The following is a 19,425-nucleotide window of genomic DNA, read 5'->3' on the forward strand; positions in this document are numbered from 1 at the left end:
GAAGGGCCTCGCCGACCGGCGGGGCCCTTCCTGCGTCTCCGGACCGCGACCGCATCGTCCGTGAAAAGGAGAACCCCTGGCCTTCGATGAAGGCCAGGGGTCTTGGCTCCCCGGCTTGGACTCGAACCAAGAACCTGCCGGTTAACAGCCGGCTGCTCTGCCAATTGAGCTACCGAGGAATGTGCTCCGCTGCGCGGGCAACTCGTCAATCCTAGCAAACTCCCGCGCGTGCTCGTGACACGGGCCGCACATCGGGCGTGTCGACACCGGGCGGTCTCATCGCTGCGAATCCGCCTCCGCGTTGGGCACCCAGAGCAGGTCCCTGCCCACTCCTCTGGCGACGACGTGTCCACTCCGGAGCATGAGGGTCTCGGCGTTGAGCTCGCGGATGAAGGCTGCGTCATTCGTCACCAGCAGAGCGCCCATGCCCTCCTCCTTCCGGCGGCGGGTGATCGCGTCGAACACGACCGGGCGCACCTCAAGATCGAGGTTGGCGAGGATCTCGTCGGCTATCAACACCCGGGGCTCGAGCACGAACGAGCGGGCGATCGCCACGCGCTGCCGCATCCCGGCGCTGAGCTCATAGGGGAACTTCGCGGCGGTGCCGAGCGGCAGGTGAAGCTCGTCGAGCAGCGTGGCGACCCGAATCGACAGGGCCTTCGCGTTGACGCGCTTCTCGCGGATGAGGATCGGCTCGGCGATCACCTCGTTCACCGTGAGTCGCGGCGGCAGGTCGGCGCCCGCACCCTGCGGCACGAACCCGGTCCGGTAGGTCAGCAGCCGGTGCTTGCGCCCTGGCCGACGCACGTCGACGCCGCACACCTCGGCGCTGCCGCCGACGACGCGCACCGAGGGATCGGTCGAGCCGGCGAGGGCGGCGACGAGGGTCGACTTGCCCGAACCGGTGGGCCCCGCGACGCAGATGAGCTCTCCCGGCCGCAGCGTGAAACTCACGCCGTCGACAGCGCGAGTCGGAGCGCTGTGCCCGATGCGATCGATCACCAGATCAGAGCAGTCGATCGCGTTGGTCGATTCGGGCCGAGAGGACATGACTCCATCCTGCCGTGCCGACGGGTGCGAGCCCCTCTACGACTCGGCGAAGCGCTGGCGTTCCGCGTCGATGTCTCGAAGGCGCATCCGCAGCGCCCGGCCGCCGTCGGAGTCGGCGGGCACTCGCTGTACCGCGCCCAGCAGCTCCTGCTTCTCGTGCTCGAGGCCGCGCATGATGAGGCGGCGGCCGAGGTCGGTCGCCGAAGCCACCGCACCCTCTTCATCGCGCGCGGGGAACGGCGTCATCAGCAACTCGCCCGCCAGGGAGCGATACGGTTCGCGCACCGCGTTGACGGCCTCGGTGACCCAGCCGGCCCTGGTGCGATCGGGCGCCGCTGCCACGGCCTCGCGCACGGCCTCGAGACCGGGCGTGCGGAACGGTCCCTCGAGCGCGCGCGTGAGCAGCGCCTGGTCGAGCCGATGCCCGTACTGCAGAACGCCCATCAGCGCGTCCCGCTCGACCGCGACGTCGGCGGTGCGCGGCAAGCTCGCGAGTGTCACCGGAGTGAACCCCTGACCGGATGCGGCATCCCCGGACGGCGCCTCATCGCGGCGCTGGGCCTCCGGCCGGGTCGACGAACCACCCCGACGGGCCACCCGCTCGACCTCGCTGTGCACCTCGGTGGGGTCCATGCCGAGTCGCCGCGCCAGGACGCGCTCGTACCCCGGCCGCAGGAGCTGGTCCCTGATCTCCGCGACGATCGGGGCCGCCGCTCGCAGCGCGCCCACCCGCCCCTCGACGGTGGAGAGGTCGAAGCCGCCGAGCTTGCGATCGATGGCGAACTCGAACATCGGCTGCTTGGAGTCCATGAGCGAGCGCACGGCAGCATCCCCGCGCTGCAGGCGGAGGTCGCAGGGGTCGAGACCGTCCGGCGCCACAGCGACGAACGTCTGCGCGTTGAAGCGGTCGTCCTCAGTGAAGGCGCGGAGCGCAGCCTTCTGCCCGGCCTCATCGCCGTCGAATGTGAACACGACTTCGCCCGACGCGTTGTCATCGCCCATCACGCGACGCAGCACCTTGATGTGCTCGGTGCCGAACGCCGTGCCGCACGTCGCGATCGCTGTGGTCAGCCCGGCGAGGTGGCAGGCCATGACGTCGGTGTACCCCTCGACGACCACGACACGACGCGGGTCGCCCCGCGAGATGTCGCGTTTGGCGAGGTCGAGTCCGTACAGCACCTGCGCCTTCTTGTAGATCGGCGTCTCGGGGGTGTTGAGGTACTTCGGTCCGGGATCGTCGTCGAAGAGCTTGCGCGCGCCGAAGCCGATCGTCTGCCCCGACACGTCGCGGATCGGCCACACCAGCCGTCCTCGAAAGCGGTCGTAGACGCCGCGCTGTCCCTGCGACACGAGCCCTGCCGTCAGGAGCTCTTCGCGGGTGAACCCCTGAGCGCTCAACGCCTTCAGCATCCCATCCCAGCCGCGCGGCGCGAAGCCCACGCCGAAGTGCGCGGCCGCTCCGGCATCGAAGCCCCGCTCGCCGAGGAAACGACGTCCCGTCTCGGCATCCGCCGTCAACAGCTGCGAGCGGAAAAATTCCGCCGCCGCCGTGTTCGCGGCGTACAGACGACTGCGCCCACTCGTCTCGGGCGCTGCTCCCCCGTCTTCGTGGTGCAGGGTGTAGCCGATGCGGCCGGCGAGGCGCTCGACCGCCTCCGTGAAGCTCACATGGTCCATCTCGCGGAGGAACGAGTACACGTCGCCGGACTCGCCGCAGCCGAAGCAGTGGTAATAGCCCACCTGCGGGCGCACGTGGAAGCTCGGGCTCTTCTCGTCGTGGAACGGGCAGAGTCCCTTGAGCGAGCCGACACCCGCGGACTTGAGCGCCACGCGCTCACCGACGATGTCGGCGATGTTGGTGCGGGCCTTGACCTCGTCGACGTCGGCCTGGCGGATGCGGGGCATCAGCGCACCCCTTCGATCACCGCCGCGGGCGGAGTGTGCATCCGTCCGCCCGGCCGCGCGTGCCGCGGCGTCCAGATGCCGACCTCTGCCGGGTCGATCTCACCCACGAGCCGGTTGTGCCAGTCGATCGCGCTCTGGTCGGTGAGACTCGCGATCTGGTCGACGACGACCCTGGCGCGCTCCGCGTCGTCGGTGGCGGCGAGGAAATCGGCCGAGAACGCCGGCTCCAGCACGTCGGCGCCGGCCGACCACAGCGCGTCGGTCGACCAGAGGGCGTCTGCGAGGCGCTTCAGCACGCGCCGCTGCTCTTTGTAGACGCCCTTGCGCGCCTCGATCGTGACGATGGCCTGACCCATGATCCCCTTGAGCACCGCGATCTCGGCCTCGACCACGCGGGGCACGACGACGTGCGCATTGTAGCGCACGAGCACGGATCCCGCGTACGCCTCGCGCGTCGCCGACACCGCTGCCCTCGCGAACCGTCCGATGAGGTCGCTGGTGAGGTTCTTGAGCCGTGCGAGGTCGCGCCGGGAGCGGTCGAAGGACGACAGCCACATCGACTGCGACGAGAGCCGGTAGAGCGCGTCGGCCAGCTCGTCGCGCGTGAAGTCGTAGCCGACCCACTGCTGGATGCGATCGATCAGCGCGTCGTGCGCCAGGGGGTCGGAGAGCTGGGCGACGTCGACGTAGCCGTTGACGATCGCGTCTTCGAAGTCGTGCACCGAGTACCCGATGTCGTCGGACAGGTCCATGATCTCGGCCTCGATGCAGCGCAGTCGGCCCGTGGCACCCTCGCGCATCCAGCGGAACACCGCTTCGTCCTCGGGGTAGACGCCGAACTTGAGCCGTCCGCCGGGATCCGGCACGGGGCTGTCGACCGTCCACGGGTACTTGCAGGTCGCGTCGAGACTCGCGCGGGTGAGGTTCAGCCCGACCGAGTGACCCTCGTCGTCGATGACCTTGGCCTCGAGCCGGGTGAGGATGCGCAGCGACTGCGCGTTGCCCTCGAAACCGCCGATCGGCTCCGCCCACTCGTTGAGCGCGCGTTCGCCGTTGTGCCCGAAGGGTGGGTGACCGAGGTCGTGGCTGAGACAGGCGGTGTCCACGACGTCGGCCGAGACGCCGAGCGCCGAGGCAAGTTCGCGGCCGACCTGTGCGACCTCAAGCGAGTGGGTGAGTCGGTTGCGGGCGAAGTCCGCGGTGCTGGCCGGACTCAGCACCTGGGTCTTGGCTGCGAGGCGCCGCAGTGCCGCCGAGTGGAGCACACGGGCGCGGTCGCGCGCGAAATCGTCGCGCTCCGAGCGATGGGTCTCGGCGAAGAACCGCTCGGCGTCGCGGGGGTCGTAGCCATCCGCTCGAGCCGACGCCACGACCTCATCCGCCACTGTTCTCGATCTCCGCACCTCGCATCATCTCGGAGGCCGTCGCCGCGAGCTCGCGCGACTCCAGCCACTTGTCGGGCAGCGCCGGGCGCTTCGGCCGACCGGAACGGCCGCGCTGCCCCTCGGCATCCGCGCCGGGATACGGCGCCGAGTGATCGAGCTGGCCGAGCAGATCGTCGATCTCCTGGAGGCTGGATGCCGTGGCGAGTCCGGTGCGGATGTCGCCGCCGACCGGATAGCCCTTGAAGTACCAGGCGACGTGCTTGCGGACGTCGCGGCAGCCGCGGTCCTCGTCTTCGAAGAACTCGACGAGCAGCTCCGCGTGGCGCTTGAAGGCGTTCGCGACGAAGCCGAGGTTCGCGTCGACGGTCTTGCCCTCGCCGCCGAACGCGTTGGCGAGTTCGCCGAACAGCCACGGGCGTCCGAGGCAGCCGCGGCCGACGACGACGCCGTCGCAGTCGGTCTGCTCCATCATGCGCACGGCGTCGTCGGCCGACCAGATGTCGCCGTTGCCGAGTACCGGGATGCTCGTGACAGCCTGCTTCAGCTCGCCGATGGCGTTCCAATCGGCGAAGCCGGAGTAGAACTCGCTCGCCGTGCGCGCGTGCAGCGCGACGGCGGCCGCCCCGGCATCCTCCGCTGCACGCCCCGCGTCGAGGAACGTGAGGTGGTCGGGGTCGATGCCCTTGCGCATCTTGACTGTGAGCGGGATGTCGCCGGCGGCCTTGACGGCCTGGGTGACGATGTCGGCGAAGAGCGACGACTTCCACGGCAGCGCGGCACCGCCGCCCTTGCGGGTGACCTTGGGCACAGGGCAGCCGAAGTTGAGGTCGATGTGGTCGGCGTGGTCCTCGGCGACGATGATGCGCACGGCATCCGCGATGGTCTTCGGGTCGACGCCGTACAGCTGGATCGAGCGCGGCGTCTCCGACTCGTGATGGCGGATGAGGCGCATCGTCGTCTCGTTGCGTTCCACGAGGGCGCGGGACGTGATCATCTCGCTGACGTAGAGCCCGGCGCCGTACTCGCGGCACAGCCGACGGAAGGCCGTGTTCGTGATCCCCGCCATGGGCGCGAGCACGACGGGCACGTCGAGTGCGATCGGGCCGATGCGGAGGGTGGGAACGGGGGCGGTTGCGACAGTCATGACCTCTCCATTCTCCCAGACACGGGGCCGGTCGCGGCGCATCGACCTAAGCTGTGAACATGAGCGATCCCGCAGTCCGTTCCATCCCCTTCCGCGACGCCGACGGCAACGAGAAGACCCTCGACGATCTGGGCGAGGTGGTGCTCGTCGTCAACGTCGCATCGAAGTGCGGACTCACCCCGCAGTACGAGCAGCTGGAGGAGCTGCAGCGGCTCTACGGCGACCGCGGATTCAGCGTCGTGGGCTTCCCCTGCAACCAGTTCTTCGGCCAGGAACCCGGGTCGATGGAACAGATCCTCGACTTCTGCTCGACCACGTACGGGGTCACCTTCCCGATCAACGACAAGGTCAAGGTCAACGGCAAGAACGCCGCCGACCTCTACAAGACGCTGAAGCAGACCGAGGATGCCGCGGGCAAGGCCGGCCGCGTGGAGTGGAACTTCGAGAAGTTCCTCGTGCTCCCCGACGGCGAGGTCATCCGCTTCCGCCCGAAGCAGAAGCCGGACGACCCCGCGATCGTCGGTGCGATCGAAGCCGCACTCACTCGCTGATCCTTCCCGCGCGCCCCGCAGAGTTCACCCGCGCGTCACCCGCGCATCCGCCCTGCGCAGGCCTGTCGGGCGCTCTCCGTTCACCTGCTGGTCGGCTCGCCGCCATCCATCGTCCCTAGTCTCGCCGCGGCGAAGTTCGCTCGAGACGAAGGAGACCGACCATGCCCGACCACGTGCCGATCAGCCGGCGCACCGTCCTCACCGCGGGGGCGCTCGGCGCGCTCACCAGCGCCCTCCCGCTCGGTGCCGCCTCGGCGCACGCCTCATCCGCAGAAGCGACGTCGTCATCGCGACCGACGAAACCCGGCAAGATCCCGCGTCTGCAGTTCCGAGCCGACGGCAGGTTCAAAGTCGTGCAGTTCAACGACACGCAGGACGACGAGCTCACCGACCGCCGGACGGTGGAGTTGATCGAGAAGGTCCTGGATCAGGAGATGCCGGACTTCGTGGTCATCAACGGCGACGTCATCACGGGCGGATGCGAGACCCGGCTCGCCGTCAAGCAGGCGATCAACAACGTCGTCTGGCCGATGGAGTCCCGGCAGATCCCCTGGGCGGTCACGTTCGGCAATCACGACGAGGACTCCCTGCCGCAATCGGGCGTCGACGAAGCGGGAATGTTGGCGATCTACCGCTCGTACGACTACAACCTCAACGCCGACAACACCCAGGGCGTGACGGGCACGAGCAACACGATCGCGACGATCGCGTCGTCGCGGAAGAAGAACCGAGAAGCCTTCGCGCTGTGGCTCATGGACTCCGGTCGCTACGCCCCCGAGGCGCTGAACGGACAGGACTTCGCCGGGTACCCCACGTGGGACTGGGTGCGCATGGACCAGGTCGCGTGGTACCGCCAGCAGTCGCAGGAGCTCGAGAAGCGCCGAGGCGCGAAAGTGCCCGGCCTCATGTTCCTGCACATCGCCCTGTGGGAGCACCGCTTCATGTGGTGGGGCGGCGTGGACACGCGGACGGAGGCCGACGCGGCGCGCGGCCGGGTGCGCCACAACATCGTCGGCGAACGGAACGAGGACGAGTGCCCTGGGCCCTTCAACTCGGGGATGTTCAACGCGATCCTTGAACGCGGAGACGTCAAGGGCGTCTTCGTCGGACACGACCACATCAACGACTACGTCGGTGACTATTACGGCGTGAAACTCGGCTACGCGCCGGGCACCGGCTTCGGCGCCTACGGTCTCGACGGCGCCGACCGCAACCGCATGCGCGGTGGCCGTGTGTTCGAACTCACCGAAACGGGCGAGGAGGTGTCGATCGCGACGCGCGTCGTCTACGCCCGCGATCTCGGCATCGACCTCACCGCGAACGACCAGCCGATGGAACCACTCGCTCTGGCGCCGGCGCAGCAGCGCCTCTGACGCTCGTGAAAGGTTCGAGGGGTCAGGAGCTGAGCTTCCGACCCCTCGACGACCGAAGGCTGCGCGCCTCAGGCCTGGACGGCCGCCGTCTCTTCCTCGGCCTCGCCGCGCTTGGCCCAGAGGTCGCGCAGCACGTTCTCGAAGGCGGCGGGCGGCTGGGCGCCGCTGATGCCGTACTGGCCGTCGATCACGAAGAACGGGACGCCCTGGATGCCGTAGGCCTGGGCCTGAGCCTGGTCCTGACGCACGTCCTGCAGGTGGCGGGAGCTCTCCAGCGCCTCGCGCGCCTGGTCAGCGTCGAGGCCGACCTCGACCGCGAGCTCGACGAGGTCGTCGATACGGCCGACGTGCTTGCCCTCGGTGAAGTACGCGGACATGAGCCGCTCCTCCATCTCGTGCTGCAGGTCGTTCGCCTTCGCGAAGTGGAGCAGCTCGTGGGCCTTGACGGTGTTGGTGTGCTGCAGCAGGTCGAAGCGGTACTGCAGACCTGCGTTCTCCGCGACACCGGTGACGTGCGAGAGCATCTGCTCGACCTGCTCCCGAGGCATGCCCTTGTGTCCGGAGAGGAAGTCGATTTCATCGCCGTCGAAGTCGACGGGGGTGTCGGGCGAGAGCTCGAACGAGTGGAACGTGATGTTCACCTGCGGGGCGTCGTCGTCGCCCGCCGTGGCCTCGAGTCCCTTCTCGAGATTGCGCTTGCCGATGTAGCACCACGGGCACGCGATGTCGGACCAGATGTCGATCGAGATGGGTTCAGTCACACTCCCATCCAACCGCATCCTCCGCGGCGCTATTCCGTTCCATGCCGCAGCACTTCGGTTCCTGAGCGAGCGGAGCGAGACGAAGGACGCGTCTGTGCGTCTGAGGGGGTTCGAGCTGGCCCTGTGGAGAACCCCTCTGATGAGTCGGTCGTTGCTACGGTCGCGTCATGGCGTTCGTCTATATATATCCTTCGGTGCCGCGACGGGAGCTTCTACACAGGGAGCACTGTCGATCTGGAACTGCGTCTCGCCCAACACCAGTTCGGTGAGGGCGGGGATTACACGCGGAGGCGGCGACCGCTGCAACTCGTGTGGAGTAGCGAGTTCTCCCGGGTGGACGAGGCCTTCGAATGGGAGCGACGTATTCACGGATGGTCCGAGCGAAGAAGCTGCTCTTGATCGAGGGGCGATACGACGAGCTGCCCGGGTGGAGCAAGCGGCACAAGGAGCGACGAGACGGAGGCTGACATCCTTCGTCTCGCTGCGCTCGCTCAGGAACCGCGAGGCACGACGGCTCTCGCCGGTCGGTAGGATTCTCGGATGCTCTCCGCCGACGATCCGCTCCCCCGGCCGCCGCGCCGCGTGCTGGTCGCCGGCGTCACCGGATCGGGGAAGACGACCCTCTCCCGTCGCATCGCGTCGCTCTGGAACCTCCGCCACACCGAGATCGACGGCCTGTTCCACGGCGCGAACTGGACGCCGCGGCCGAGCTTCCTCGACGACGTCCGCGCCTTCGCGTCCGAGGAGCTCTGGGTCACCGAATGGCAGTACACGAGCAAGGGCACGGATGCGATCCTCGCGCCGCGCGCCGACCTCGTAATCTGGCTGGACTATCCGTTCCGCGTCGTTCGAGCGCGACTGCTGCGACGCACAGTGAGTCGCAGCATCCTCCGGACGAAGATGTGGAACGGCAACGTCGAGAACCCGATCTGGCGCATGTTCAGCGGCGACCCGGAGGAGAACATCATCGCCTGGCAGACGAAGACGCTGCACAAGTGGGCCGAGCGGATGCCGGAGGCCGAGGACGAGTTCCCTCACCTGACCATCGTGCGCCTGCGCCATCCCCGCGAGACAGAGCGGTGGATGCGGGCTCAGGCAGGAGCATCCGGCGTGTCGACGGCCCCGCCGAAGCGTCGGTCGCGCGACAGGTAGATGCCGATCGCGCGCCACAGCTCCTCGCGGGAGAAGTCCGGCCAGAGCGTGTCGAGGAACACCATCTCGGCGTAGGCAGACTCCCACAGGAGGAAGTTCGAGGTGCGCTGCTCGCCCGAACTGCGCAGGAACAGATCGACGTCGGGCATGTCCGGCACATACAGGTGCCGACGGATCATCTTCTCGCTGATCGCGTTCGGCTTGATCCGACCGGCGGCGACGTCGGCGGCGATCGACCGCATGGCGTCGACGAGCTCCACGCGTCCGCCGTAGTTCACGCACATCGTGAGCGTCAGCCCCGTGTTCGCCTTCGTGAGCTCCTCCGCGCGCTGCAGCTCCGTGATGACGCTGCCCCACAGGCGCGGCTTGCGTCCGGCCCAGCGGATGCGCACGTTCCACTCGTTGAGCTGGTCGCGCCGGCGATGCAGCACGTCGCGGTTGTACCCCATGAGGAAGCGCACCTCCTCGGGCGAGCGCGCCCAGTTCTCGGTCGAGAAGGCGTACACCGACAGGTGCTTCACCCCCGCCTGGATGGCGCCGGCGACCACGTCGAGCAGCACCTCCTCGCCCGCCTTGTGGCCCTCGATGCGGTTGAGGCCCCGGCGGTTCGCCCAGCGGCCGTTGCCGTCCATGACGATCGCGACGTGCTCCGGCACCGCGGGGAACTGCGGCGGGTAGAGCCCCGTCCAATCGAGCGGACGGTAGGCCACGGCATCCTTGTGCGTGTAGGGCTTGGGACTCACCGTGCTCCTTCTCGGGAATCGTCGGTCACGTGGGCGAGCGAGCGGATGCCGCGCTCGAGATGCCACTGGGCGTAGGCGGCGATGAGCCCGGAGGCGGCCGACGTCTCCTGCCCGGATGCCGCGTCGATGACGTCCCACTCCCCCGCCATGAGCGACCGGAGCAGACTCAGTGTGCTCTCGGCGACGCGCGGGCTCCCGGCGGGCGCATCGTTGCGGCACACCACTCCGCCGAGCTGAGCCACGAACGTCGTGTGCGGACCGGGCATGCCGCAGCGGGCGCAGTCGGTGAGCGACGGGGCCCACCCCGACAGCGCCATGACGCGCAGCAGATACGAGTCGAGGATGCTGCGGGGCGAGTGCTCTCCGCGCGAGAGGGCCCGCAGCCCTCCGACGAGCAGCAGATACTGCTCGGGGGTCGCCTCGGACTCGCTCAGGCGATCGGCGGTCTCGACCATGGCGTTCGCCGAGGTGAACCGGTCATAGTGCGCGGCGATGTCGGCACCGTAGGAGCCGAGCGACTCGGCCTGCTGCACGATGTCGAGCGAGCGGCCTTCATACAGCTGCACGTCGGCGACCATGAACGGCTCCAAGCGGGAGCCGAACTTCGACGACGTCCGCCGCACACCCTTCGCGACGGCGCGCACCTTGCCGTGGCGGCGCGACAGCATGGTGACGATGCGGTCCGCCTCACCCAGCTTGTGGGTGCGCAGGATCACTGCTTCGTCTCGGTACGTGGGCACCCCTCGATTATCCTCCGTGCGCGACAATGGACGGGTGACCGAACCGCTCTTCATCATTCCGTTCTGGGCGGATCTGCTCGGCGTCGGGCTCGGCGGGGTGCAGGGAGCGCTCTTCGCTTCCGGCTTCCAGGGTCAGCGACGGCTCGACTGGCTCGGGGTCGCGATCATCGGCATCATGATCGGCATGGGCGGCGGTCTCATCCGAGACATCCTGCTGGGACAGACCCCCGCGACACTGCAGAACCAGTGGTATCTCGTCACGGCGACGGGTGCCGCGCTCTTCGGGATGCTGCTCGCCGGTCTCTTCACGCGCCTCAACAAGGTCATCGTCGGCCTGGATGCCGTCGTGATCGGGATGTTCGGAGCGTTCGGCACGAGCAAGGCCCTCGCCCTCGGCATCCCCGAGGTGCCCGCCGTGTTCATCGGCGTGTGCGCCGCCGTCGGCGGCAGCGTGCTGCGCGACATGCTCATGGGTCTGCCGACCGCGATCATGCACGTCGGCTCGCTCTACGCGGTCGCGGCGGGCGGAGGCTCGGCGTTCATCGTGCTCGCCCACGCCCTCGGGATGTCGATCCCGCTCGCCGCCGTGATCGGGATCGCCGTCACGGCGGTGATCCGGGTGCTGGCGGTGAGCTTCGACGTGTCTCTCCCCGAGCAGCGCCGTCTCTACCGCCGCAAGGTCGCAGCCGAGACGGGCGTCATCCCGATCGTCAGGTCCGGCGACTGATCCCCGGCTCCTTCGGTTGGCACCCGCTGCGGGTGTTCCTCGCGGATTCCGACAGCAGGTGCCAACCGAGGGACGCGTCAGACCGCGGCCAGCTCGTGCTGACGGCTGCGGATCGAGCGGTTCACGCCCGACACGATCGCCTTGAGGGATGCCGTCGAGATGTCGCCGTCGATGCCGACGCCCCACAGGCGCTGGTCGCCGACCTGCAGCTCGACGTAAGCGGCGGCCTGGGCGTCACCGCCGGCGCTGAGAGCGTGCTCGACGTAGTCGTACACCGTGATGTCGAAGCCCTGGTCGCGCAGCACCTCGACGAATGCCGCGACCGGCCCGTTGCCCGATCCGGTGACCGAGATGCGCTCGTCGTCATCGCGCAGTTCCACGTCGAGGACGACCTCGCCCGACATGTCGCTGCGGGTCTGCGTCGCCAGCAGCTCGAAACGACCCCACTTGGCGGTCTCGTCGTCGGCCGGCAGGTACTCGTCGGTGAAGACCGACCAGATCTGCTCGCTCGTGACCTCGCCGCCCTCGGCATCCGTCTTCGCCTGCACGACGCCCGAGAACTCGATCTGCAGCTTGCGGGGCAGGTCGATCGCGTGATCCGCCTTGAGCAGGTAGGCGACGCCGCCCTTTCCGGACTGCGAGTTCACGCGGATGACCGCTTCGTACGAGCGGCCCAGATCCTTCGGGTCGACGGGCAGATACGGCACCGCCCACTCGATCTCGTCGACCGAGACGCCCTTCGCCTCCGCCTCGGCGGCCATGGCCTCGAAGCCCTTCTTGATCGCATCCTGGTGAGATCCGCTGAACGCGGTGAAGACGAGATCGCCGGCCCAGGGGCTGCGCTCCGGCACGGGCAGCTGGTTGCAGTACTCCACCGTGCGCTTGACCTGGTCGATGTCGCTGAAGTCGATCTGCGGGTCGATCCCCTGCGTGAACATGTTGATGCCCAGGGCGACGAGGTCGACGTTCCCGGTGCGCTCGCCGTTGCCGAACAGGCATCCCTCGATGCGGTCGGCGCCGGCCATGTAGCCGAGCTCTGCGGCCGCGATCGCCGTGCCGCGGTCGTTGTGCGGGTGCAGCGAGAGGATGACGTTCTCGCGGTGGGCCAGGTGACGGCTCATCCACTCGATCGAGTCGGCGTAGACGTTCGGCGTCGCCATCTCGACGGTGGCCGGCAGGTTGATGATGACCTTGCGGTCCGGGGTCGGCTCGAAGATCTCGATGACCTGGTTGCACACGTCGACCGCGAACTCGAGCTCGGTGCCGGTGTAGCTCTCGGGCGAGTACTCGTAGTAGACCTTCGTGTCAGGGATCGTCTTCTCGAACTTCCGGCACAGCCGTGCGCCCTCGAGCGCGATGTCGATGATGCCCTGCTTGTCGGTTCGGAACACGACCTCGCGCTGCAGCACGCTGGTGGAGTTGTACAGGTGCACGATCGCCTGCTTGGCACCCGCGATGGCCTCGTACGTGCGCTCGATCAGGTGCTCGCGCGCCTGCGTCAGCACCTGGATGGTCACATCGTCAGGGATCAGGTTCTCTTCGATCAGCTGGCGGACGAAGTCGAAATCGGTCTGGCTCGCCGACGGGAACCCGACCTCGATCTCCTTGTACCCCATGCTGACGAGCAGCTCGAACATGACCCGCTTGCGCTCGGGCGACATGGGGTCGATGAGGGCCTGGTTGCCGTCGCGGAGGTCGACCGCGCACCAACGGGGCGCCTCGGTGATGCGGGCATCGGGCCAGGTCCGGTCGGGCAGGTGCACCGCGATCTGCTCGTGGAACGGCCGGTACTTGTGGATCGGCATCGACGACGGGCGCTGAGTGTTCTTCATGAGGGGCTTCTTCTCTCGTCAGGATTGTGTTCGGGCCAACACGAGCGCCGCGACGAGGAAGGCCCTAGCTCTCAGGACTCGTCGCGGCAGCTAAGAAGAAGCAGACCGCCGAAAGGCATGCGGCCATGCTAGCAGGGCACCGCCGACGGTTCGACCGGGTGCTGCGCCGGAATGCCGTACCCGCACCCGCTCAGGGGATGAGCGCGAGCTTCCCGCCCGGGTGTCCCCCCGCGAGGAACGTCAGCGCTGCCGGCGCCTCCGCGAGCGGGAAGGTCTTCGCGACGGGCACGACGAGGTCGCCGCTCTGCGCGAGGGCGATGAGATCCGGACGCACCTCGTCGCGGAATCGAGCGCTCTCGGGCATCGAGCCGGCGATGGCGATGATGCCCTCGCTCTCCGCGCGCCCGAACGCCGCGATGGTCACGATGCGCGTGCGATCGCGCACGAGCTGGAGGGAGACGTCGACGGCCTCGTCCGTGCCGACGGCGTCGAGCGCCGCGGCGACGGCGCCGCCCGCGAGGCCACGGACGCGATCGGCGAGCCCAGGGCCGTACTCGACAGGCACTCCTCCGAGCTCCCGCACGACACCAGCCCGCGCGGCACTCGCCGTGCCGATCATCCGGACGCCGCGCAGCGCGGCCTGCTGCAGCACGCTCACACCGACCGCGCCGGATGCGCCGTGCAGCAGGATGGTCTCACCCGGTGCGACGCCCGTCACCCCGAGCATCTCCGCAGCAGTCGTGCCTGCGAGCAGCAGATTGGCGGCCTCCGCGTGGCTCAGCGTCGTGGGCTTGCTGAAGGCCTTCTCTGCCGGGATCGTGACCGTCTCCGCGTATCCGCCGCGCACGCGGAACGCCACCACCTCGTCTCCGACCCGTGCCTCGCCGGAACCGATACGTGTGTCCGGACCCATCGCGACGATCTCGCCGGAGATCTCGTAGCCGATCGGCACCGGGAACTCCGCGCCCGACCGCGGAGAGGCGACGTGTTTGGCGTCGGCGGGATTGACGCCGGCCGCGCGCACACGCACCGTGATCTCGCCCTCGCGAGGGTCGGGCACCTCGTACTCGACGAACTGCCACTCATCCGGCTCACCCGGTGCGGTCGCCATCCAGTGGTGTGCGCGAGTCACGATGCAGCCTCCGACATGGTGTCCTCCGACGATCGACGTGTCTCAGAACCCGAGGCGTCCGAGCTGCTTCGGGTCCCGCTGCCATTCCTTGGCGACCTTGACGTGAAGGCCGAGGAAGACGCGGCGGCCGAGGAGCTCCTCGATGCCGGCGCGGGCGCGGGCGCCGACATCGCGCAGACGCGCGCCCTTGCGGCCGATGATGATGGCCTTCTGGCTGTCGCGCTCGACCACGATCGAGGCGTGCACATCGGTGAGGTCGCTGTCCTCCCGAGGCGCGACGTCGTCGATCACGACCGCGATGGAGTGGGGCAGCTCGTCGCGCACCCCTTCCAGCGCCGCCTCGCGGATGATCTCCGCGATGCGATCCTCGTCGGATTCGTCGGTGGTGATGTCGTCGGGATAGAGGGCGGGCCCCTTCGGCATGAGCGAGAGGATCTCGTCGGAGAGCACGCCGAGCTGGTCGCGCGTGAGCGCCGAGAGCGGGATCACGGCGTGCCAGTCCTCGCGGAGGGCGTCGGCCTCCATCAGCCGCTCGGTGATCTCGTCGCGGGACGCCGCGTCGGTCTTGGTGACGATCGCGATCTTCTTCGCCCGCGGATAGCCGTCGAGCGACGCGGCGATACGGCGGTCACCGGGGCCGACCTTCTCGGTGGCGGGGACGCAGAAGCCGATCACGTCGACGTCGCCCAGCACCTGCTCGACGAGGTCGTTCAGCCGCTCACCCAGCAGCGTGCGCGGCTTGTGGATGCCGGGGGTGTCGACGATCACCAGCTGCCCGTCCGGCCGGTTGACGATGCCGCGGATCGCTCGACGAGTGGTCTGCGGCTTCTCGCTCGTGATGGCGATCTTCTCGCCGACGAGGGCGTTGGTGAGCGTCGACTTGCCGACGTTCGGACGCCCGACGAACGTCACGAACCCGCTCCGCGTCTTGTCACTCATCGTTTCGCTCTCCCTCAGGGTCTGATGTCTCCGTCGTCGGAGCGGCCCTCTCGACGAACACCGTCGCGATGCCGCGTCCGCGCCCACGAGAGGCGCCGCCGGTCAGCACGAGCCCGTCGACCGTGGCGGTCGCCCCCGGCTGGGGCACCTGTCCGAGCGTCTTGCCGAGCAGTCCGCCGATGGAATCCACGTCCTCGTCCTCGAGCTCGAGGCCGAACAGGTCGCCGACGTCCTCCAGTGAGAGCCGGGAGCTGACGCGATATCGTCCCTCGCCGAGTTCGACGACCTCCGCCGACACCTGATCGTACTCGTCGGAGATCTCACCGACGAGTTCCTCGATCAGGTCCTCGAGGGTGATGAGACCCGAGATCCCGCCGTGCTCGTCGATCACGAGGCAGACGTGCACGGCATCCCGCTTCATCTGCTGCAGCAGGGTCTCGGCGCGCATCGACTCGGGGACGAAGGTCGCCGGGCGCGAGATGGGACGGATGGATGCTGCGCGCCAGGCGTTCTCATCGCGATAGGCGAACTGGACGAGGTCCTTGAGGTAAAGCACTCCGACGACGTCGTCGGCCTCATCGTCGACCACCGGCATACGCGACACCCCGCGCTGCAGGAAGAGCGTCATCGCCTCGTCGGTGGTGGCCGCGGCGTCGACTGTGACCATCTCGGTGCGCGGCACCATGACGGCGCGCACGAACTGGTCGGTGAAGTCGAAGACGGAGTGGATGAGGTCGCGGTCGTCCTCCTCGATCAAGTCGTTCGAGGCGGCCTCGTCGACCATGCTGAGCAGCTGCTCCTCCGAGGTGAACGAGCTGCGCCCGCGGCCCGGTGTGACGCGATTGCCGAGAACCACGAGGCCGTGCGCGAGCGGTCCCAGGATGATGCGCAGACCGCGCACGATCGGAGCGTTGGCGCGCAGCATCCCCTCTGCGTGCTGGCGTCCGAAGGAGCGCGGACTGGCACCGACGAGCACGAAGGTGATGCCGGTCATCAGCACGGCCGCGGCCAGCATCGCGAGCCAGTTGTTCTCGATCAGGATCGTGAACGCGACGGTGACGAGGACGGCGGCCGTCACCTCTGCGAGCACGCGGATGAAGGCGACGGAGTTGACGTGCGCGTCAGGATCGCCCGCGATGCGCGCGAGCTGCTTCGTATTGCGCCCCTCGGCGGCCATCTCCTCGAGATCGGTGCGCGAGGTGACCCCGAACGCGGCGTCGATCGCGGCCATGAGACCACCGAAAGCGACGAGCAGGACGGCGCCCGCCAGCAGGAGGACTGCGGTCATCGGCGGCGCTCGGCCGCGGCGAAGCTCTGGATGAGCTCCTTCTGCAGACCGAACATCTCACGCTCCTCGTCGGGCTCGGCGTGATCGAAGCCGAGCAGGTGCAGCAGGCCGTGAGTGGTGAGCAGGATCAGCTCGTCCATCAGCGAGTGGCCGGCGGCCTGCGCCTGCGTCTCGGCGACCTGCGGGCACAGCACGATGTCGCCCAGCAGGCCAGGCGCCGTCGGTCGATCCTCGGTGCCGGGGCGCAGCTCGTCCATCGGGAAGCTGAGCACGTCGGTCGGACCCGGCTCGTCCATCCACTGCACGTGAAGTGCCTCCATGGCGCCCTCGTCGACGAGGACGATGGCGACCTCGGCGTCGGGGCTGACGTGCAGCTGCGCGAGGTTGTGGTCGGTGAGGCGCTGCAGCACCGTTTCGTCGACGTCGATCGCCGACTCGTTGTTGATCTCGATCATGCCTCTGCTCGTTTCATCAGGAGCTGTGCTCGTCTCATCAGGAGAGGCCTCGTTTCGGCATCCGATCACGGGGTCCGGGGCGCTGGGCGCCGCGGCGCTCCGCGCGGTTGGCGAACTCCGCAGCCTGCTCGCGCTCGTGCCGCTGCGCGGTGCGACGCTCGTCGTACTCGCTGTACGCGTCGACGATGCGGCCGACGAGGGAGTGACGCACGACGTCGTCGCTGGTGAGGCGGGCGAAGTGGATGTCGTCGATCCCGTCGAGCACACGCGTGACCAGCCGGAGACCCGAGGCGCCCTGCGGCAGGTCGACCTGGGTGATGTCGCCGGTGACGACTATCCGCGTGCCGAACCCCAGCCGGGTGAGGAACATCTTCATCTGCTCGGGCGTCGTGTTCTGCGCCTCGTCGAGCACCACGAACGAGTCGTTGAGCGTCCGGCCGCGCATGTAGGCGAGCGGCGCGACCTCGATCGTGCCCGTCGCCATGAGACGGGGGACGATCTCCGGGTCCATCATCTCGTTGAGCGCGTCGTACAGCGGGCGCAGATACGGATCGATCTTGTCGGTGAGCGTGCCGGGAAGGAACCCGAGCCGCTCCCCCGCCTCGACCGCCGGACGCGTCAGGATGATGCGCGTGACCTCCTTGCGCTGCAGCGCCTGGACGGCCTTCGCCATCGCGAGGTAGGTCTTTCCCGTTCCGGCGGGCCCGATGCCGAAGACGATCGTGTTCTCGTCGATCGCGTCGACGTACTCCTTCTGGCCGAGCGTCTTGGGACGGATGACCTTGCCGCGCGTGGAGAGGATCGCCTCGCCCAGCACCTCGCTCGGGCGGGGCCCGCCGTCGGAGCGCAGCATGCGCGCCGAGCTGGAGACGTCGCTGGGCGCGAGGTCGTGCCCAGCCCTCGTCATGGTCAGCAGCTCGTCGACCAGGCTCTTGGCGCTCGCCACGGCATCCGGAGTGCCCGACAGGGTGATCTCGTTGCCGCGCACGAGCACCTGCACATCGCGGTGCTCCCTCTCGAGCATGCGGAGCAGGCGGTCCTGCGGACCGAGCAGCTGCACCATGGCGACGCCGTCGGCGTAGATGCGCTCGGTGACGCTGCGGTCGGTGGTGTTGTCGTCGTCAGAAGCCAACGAGCTTGTTCTCCTCGAAGTTGCCGAGCACATGGGCGTGCACGTGGAAGACGGACTGGGCGGCGCTCGCGCCGTTGTTGAAGATGAGGCGGTATTCGCCGTTGGCGTGCTCGTCGGCGAGCTGCTTCGCGGCGGCGACCATCTCGGCGAGGAGCGTCGGATCGCCGGCGGCGAGTTCGGTGACGTCGCGGTACTCCTCGGTCTTGGGGATGACGAGGACGTGCAGCGGCGCCTGCGGATCGATGTCGCGGATGGCGAAGACCCGCTCGGTGTCCAGCAGGATCTCACCCGGGATATCGCCGTTGAGGATGCGCGTGAAGATCGAGGGTTCGGACATTCTGCCAGTCTACTGACCGGGGCCGACGTGCGGCCGGACGGGGATCACCAGCGGCCGAGGGCCACCGACAGGACGGCGATCGCCGCGGGTCCGGCGGTGGAGGTGCGGAGCACCGTGTCGCCGAGCAGCGCCCGCTCGGCGCCCGCGGCTACGAGGGCCGTGATCTCGTCGTCGGAGATGCCGCCCTCGGGTCCGACGACGAGCACGAGGTCGCGCCCGTCGGGCTCCAGCGCGGAAAGCCGCGTCGAGGCGCTCGGATCGAGCAGCACCACCCGCTGCGTGGCGGCGCGGGCGACGAGATCCCTCGTCGTCACGGGCGACGTGACCTCGGGCACCCAGGCGCGATGCGCCTGCTTGGCGGCCTCGCGCACGATCGTCGCCCAGCGCTCTCGGCCCTTCGCCGCCTTCGGCCCCTCCCAGCGCGATACGCTGCGACTCGCCTGCCACGGCACGATCTCGTCGATCCCGAGCTCGCACCCCGCCTGCACGGCGAGTTCATCGCGGTCGCCCTTGGCGAGGGCCTGCACGAGGATCAGCCGCGGGCTCGGGGCTTGGCTCACCCGACGCGCGCTCACGCGCACCTCGACCAGCGCCGGGGAGACCTGTTCGGCCTCCCCCGAGAGCCACACTCCGCGGCCGTCGCCGACCGTCACCTGCTCGCCCACACGCAGTCGCCGGACCACGGCTGCGTGCTTGGCCTCCGCGCCGGTGAGCGCCACGAGGTCGCCGACCGCGGCATCCGACGATGATTCGACGAGGAAATGGAGTGCCATCGCGTT

20 protein-coding genes and 1 tRNA gene are annotated in these 19,425 nt (G+C 68.6%); 5 read left to right on the plus strand and 16 right to left on the minus strand.

The window, feature by feature from the left end:
* Nucleotides 1-103: 103 nt before the first annotated feature.
* The 5 genes from M3195_RS12880 to dusB form a co-directional block, all read right to left on the minus strand.
* Nucleotides 104-179: transfer RNA gene (locus M3195_RS12880), tRNA-Asn, on the minus strand.
* A 97-nt stretch (nt 180-276) separates the two neighbouring features.
* Nucleotides 277-1,050: an ATP-binding cassette domain-containing protein gene (locus M3195_RS12885; protein ID WP_251588115.1), complete on the minus strand. Its 774-nt coding sequence runs from the start codon at nt 1,048-1,050 to the stop codon at nt 277-279.
* A gap of 36 nt (nt 1,051-1,086) precedes the next feature.
* The gene (gene dnaG, locus M3195_RS12890; RefSeq protein ID WP_251588117.1) at nt 1,087-2,955 is read right to left on the minus strand and encodes a DNA primase; all 1,869 of its coding nucleotides are present in this window, start codon (nt 2,953-2,955) and stop codon (nt 1,087-1,089) included.
* Nucleotides 2,955-4,325 (minus strand): deoxyguanosinetriphosphate triphosphohydrolase, encoded by a 1,371-nt coding sequence (locus M3195_RS12895; RefSeq protein ID WP_251588119.1) that lies wholly within the window; start codon nt 4,323-4,325, stop codon nt 2,955-2,957. The genes dnaG and M3195_RS12895 overlap by 1 nt, the downstream gene beginning before the upstream one ends.
* A 4-nt stretch (nt 4,326-4,329) precedes the next feature.
* Complete coding sequence (gene dusB, locus M3195_RS12900) at nt 4,330-5,484, minus strand: tRNA dihydrouridine synthase DusB (protein WP_251588121.1); 1,155 nt, start codon at nt 5,482-5,484, stop codon at nt 4,330-4,332.
* Nucleotides 5,485-5,543: 59 nt separating this feature from the next.
* Between dusB and M3195_RS12905 the strand changes: the two genes are divergently transcribed.
* Both M3195_RS12905 and M3195_RS12910 read left to right on the plus strand, forming a co-directional pair.
* Nucleotides 5,544-6,035 (plus strand): glutathione peroxidase, encoded by a 492-nt coding sequence (locus M3195_RS12905; protein WP_096715750.1) that lies wholly within the window; start codon nt 5,544-5,546, stop codon nt 6,033-6,035.
* Nucleotides 6,036-6,196: 161 nt separating this feature from the next.
* Complete coding sequence (locus M3195_RS12910; RefSeq protein WP_251588123.1) at nt 6,197-7,408, plus strand: metallophosphoesterase family protein; 1,212 nt, start codon at nt 6,197-6,199, stop codon at nt 7,406-7,408.
* A gap of 68 nt (nt 7,409-7,476) precedes the next feature.
* Here M3195_RS12910 and M3195_RS12915 read toward each other — a convergent pair whose 3' ends face one another.
* Nucleotides 7,477-8,169, minus strand: coding sequence for a DsbA family oxidoreductase (locus M3195_RS12915; protein WP_251588125.1), 693 nt, complete (start codon nt 8,167-8,169; stop codon nt 7,477-7,479).
* A gap of 123 nt (nt 8,170-8,292) precedes the next feature.
* Here M3195_RS12915 and M3195_RS17135 point away from each other — a divergent pair, with 123 nt between their 5' ends.
* Nucleotides 8,293-8,568, plus strand: coding sequence for a GIY-YIG nuclease family protein (locus M3195_RS17135; protein ID WP_251588126.1), 276 nt, complete (start codon nt 8,293-8,295; stop codon nt 8,566-8,568).
* 141 nt (nt 8,569-8,709) lie between these two features.
* On the plus strand, nt 8,710-9,321 hold the full coding sequence (locus tag M3195_RS12925) for an AAA family ATPase (RefSeq protein WP_251588127.1): 612 nt from the start codon (nt 8,710-8,712) through the stop codon (nt 9,319-9,321).
* Here M3195_RS12925 and M3195_RS12930 read toward each other — a convergent pair.
* Both M3195_RS12930 and recO read right to left on the minus strand, forming a co-directional pair.
* Nucleotides 9,261-10,064: an isoprenyl transferase gene (locus tag M3195_RS12930; RefSeq protein ID WP_251588128.1), complete on the minus strand. Its 804-nt coding sequence runs from the start codon at nt 10,062-10,064 to the stop codon at nt 9,261-9,263. The genes M3195_RS12925 and M3195_RS12930 overlap by 61 nt on opposite strands.
* The gene (recO, locus tag M3195_RS12935) at nt 10,061-10,804 is read right to left on the minus strand and encodes a DNA repair protein RecO (RefSeq protein WP_096715531.1); all 744 of its coding nucleotides are present in this window, start codon (nt 10,802-10,804) and stop codon (nt 10,061-10,063) included. Before recO ends, M3195_RS12930 begins: the two co-directional genes overlap by 4 nt.
* A gap of 34 nt (nt 10,805-10,838) precedes the next feature.
* On the opposite strand from recO, the gene M3195_RS12940 reads away from it, so the two are divergent.
* Nucleotides 10,839-11,531: a trimeric intracellular cation channel family protein gene (locus M3195_RS12940; RefSeq protein ID WP_251588130.1), complete on the plus strand. Its 693-nt coding sequence runs from the start codon at nt 10,839-10,841 to the stop codon at nt 11,529-11,531.
* A gap of 77 nt (nt 11,532-11,608) precedes the next feature.
* On the opposite strand, the gene leuA is transcribed toward M3195_RS12940, so the two are convergent.
* From leuA to M3195_RS12980, 8 genes are all read right to left on the minus strand, one after another.
* The gene (leuA, locus tag M3195_RS12945) at nt 11,609-13,363 is read right to left on the minus strand and encodes a 2-isopropylmalate synthase (protein WP_251588133.1); all 1,755 of its coding nucleotides are present in this window, start codon (nt 13,361-13,363) and stop codon (nt 11,609-11,611) included.
* Between the two features lie 190 nt (nt 13,364-13,553).
* Nucleotides 13,554-14,474 (minus strand): quinone oxidoreductase family protein, encoded by a 921-nt coding sequence (locus M3195_RS12950; RefSeq protein WP_251588277.1) that lies wholly within the window; start codon nt 14,472-14,474, stop codon nt 13,554-13,556.
* 63 nt (nt 14,475-14,537) lie between these two features.
* Nucleotides 14,538-15,434: a GTPase Era gene (gene era / locus M3195_RS12955; protein ID WP_251588134.1), complete on the minus strand. Its 897-nt coding sequence runs from the start codon at nt 15,432-15,434 to the stop codon at nt 14,538-14,540.
* Nucleotides 15,427-16,722, minus strand: coding sequence for a hemolysin family protein (locus M3195_RS12960; protein WP_251588135.1), 1,296 nt, complete (start codon nt 16,720-16,722; stop codon nt 15,427-15,429). Before M3195_RS12960 ends, era begins: the two co-directional genes overlap by 8 nt.
* Complete coding sequence (gene ybeY / locus M3195_RS12965) at nt 16,719-17,177, minus strand: rRNA maturation RNase YbeY (protein ID WP_096715539.1); 459 nt, start codon at nt 17,175-17,177, stop codon at nt 16,719-16,721. The genes M3195_RS12960 and ybeY overlap by 4 nt, the downstream gene beginning before the upstream one ends.
* A gap of 37 nt (nt 17,178-17,214) precedes the next feature.
* Nucleotides 17,215-18,240: a PhoH family protein gene (locus tag M3195_RS12970; protein ID WP_251588278.1), complete on the minus strand. Its 1,026-nt coding sequence runs from the start codon at nt 18,238-18,240 to the stop codon at nt 17,215-17,217.
* A 58-nt stretch (nt 18,241-18,298) separates the two neighbouring features.
* The gene (locus M3195_RS12975; protein ID WP_251588136.1) at nt 18,299-18,646 is read right to left on the minus strand and encodes an HIT domain-containing protein; all 348 of its coding nucleotides are present in this window, start codon (nt 18,644-18,646) and stop codon (nt 18,299-18,301) included.
* 44 nt (nt 18,647-18,690) lie between these two features.
* Nucleotides 18,691-19,419 carry a 16S rRNA (uracil(1498)-N(3))-methyltransferase gene (locus tag M3195_RS12980; protein ID WP_251588138.1) on the minus strand — a complete coding sequence of 243 codons (729 nt, stop codon included), beginning with the start codon at nt 19,417-19,419 and terminating at the stop codon, nt 18,691-18,693.
* Between the last annotated feature and the right edge of the window lie 6 nt (nt 19,420-19,425).

Source organism: Microbacterium hydrocarbonoxydans, assembly GCF_023715885.1.
Taxonomy (GTDB): domain Bacteria; phylum Actinomycetota; class Actinomycetes; order Actinomycetales; family Microbacteriaceae; genus Microbacterium; species Microbacterium hydrocarbonoxydans_C.

Excerpts from the sequence above, each read along its gene's own strand:
- M3195_RS12885 (WP_251588115.1), bottom strand. The coding sequence starts at position 1,050 with ATGTCCTCTCGGCCCGAATCGACCAACGCGATCGACTGCTCTGATCTG.
- dnaG (WP_251588117.1), bottom strand. The coding sequence starts at position 2,955 with ATGCCCCGCATCCGCCAGGCCGACGTCGACGAGGTCAAGGCCCGCACC.
- dusB (WP_251588121.1), bottom strand. The coding sequence starts at position 5,484 with ATGACTGTCGCAACCGCCCCCGTTCCCACCCTCCGCATCGGCCCGATC.
- M3195_RS12905 (WP_096715750.1), top strand. The coding sequence starts at position 5,544 with ATGAGCGATCCCGCAGTCCGTTCCATCCCCTTCCGCGACGCCGACGGC.
- M3195_RS12910 (WP_251588123.1), top strand. The coding sequence starts at position 6,197 with ATGCCCGACCACGTGCCGATCAGCCGGCGCACCGTCCTCACCGCGGGG.
- M3195_RS12925 (WP_251588127.1), top strand. The coding sequence starts at position 8,710 with ATGCTCTCCGCCGACGATCCGCTCCCCCGGCCGCCGCGCCGCGTGCTG.
- leuA (WP_251588133.1), bottom strand. The coding sequence starts at position 13,363 with ATGAAGAACACTCAGCGCCCGTCGTCGATGCCGATCCACAAGTACCGG.
- M3195_RS12950 (WP_251588277.1), bottom strand. The coding sequence starts at position 14,474 with ATGGCGACCGCACCGGGTGAGCCGGATGAGTGGCAGTTCGTCGAGTAC.
- era (WP_251588134.1), bottom strand. The coding sequence starts at position 15,434 with ATGAGTGACAAGACGCGGAGCGGGTTCGTGACGTTCGTCGGGCGTCCG.
- M3195_RS12960 (WP_251588135.1), bottom strand. The coding sequence starts at position 16,722 with ATGACCGCAGTCCTCCTGCTGGCGGGCGCCGTCCTGCTCGTCGCTTTC.
- ybeY (WP_096715539.1), bottom strand. The coding sequence starts at position 17,177 with ATGATCGAGATCAACAACGAGTCGGCGATCGACGTCGACGAAACGGTG.
- M3195_RS12970 (WP_251588278.1), bottom strand. The coding sequence starts at position 18,240 with ATGGTGCAGCTGCTCGGTCCGCAGGACCGCCTGCTCCGCATGCTCGAG.
- M3195_RS12975 (WP_251588136.1), bottom strand. The coding sequence starts at position 18,646 with ATGTCCGAACCCTCGATCTTCACGCGCATCCTCAACGGCGATATCCCG.
- M3195_RS12980 (WP_251588138.1), bottom strand. The coding sequence starts at position 19,419 with ATGGCACTCCATTTCCTCGTCGAATCATCGTCGGATGCCGCGGTCGGC.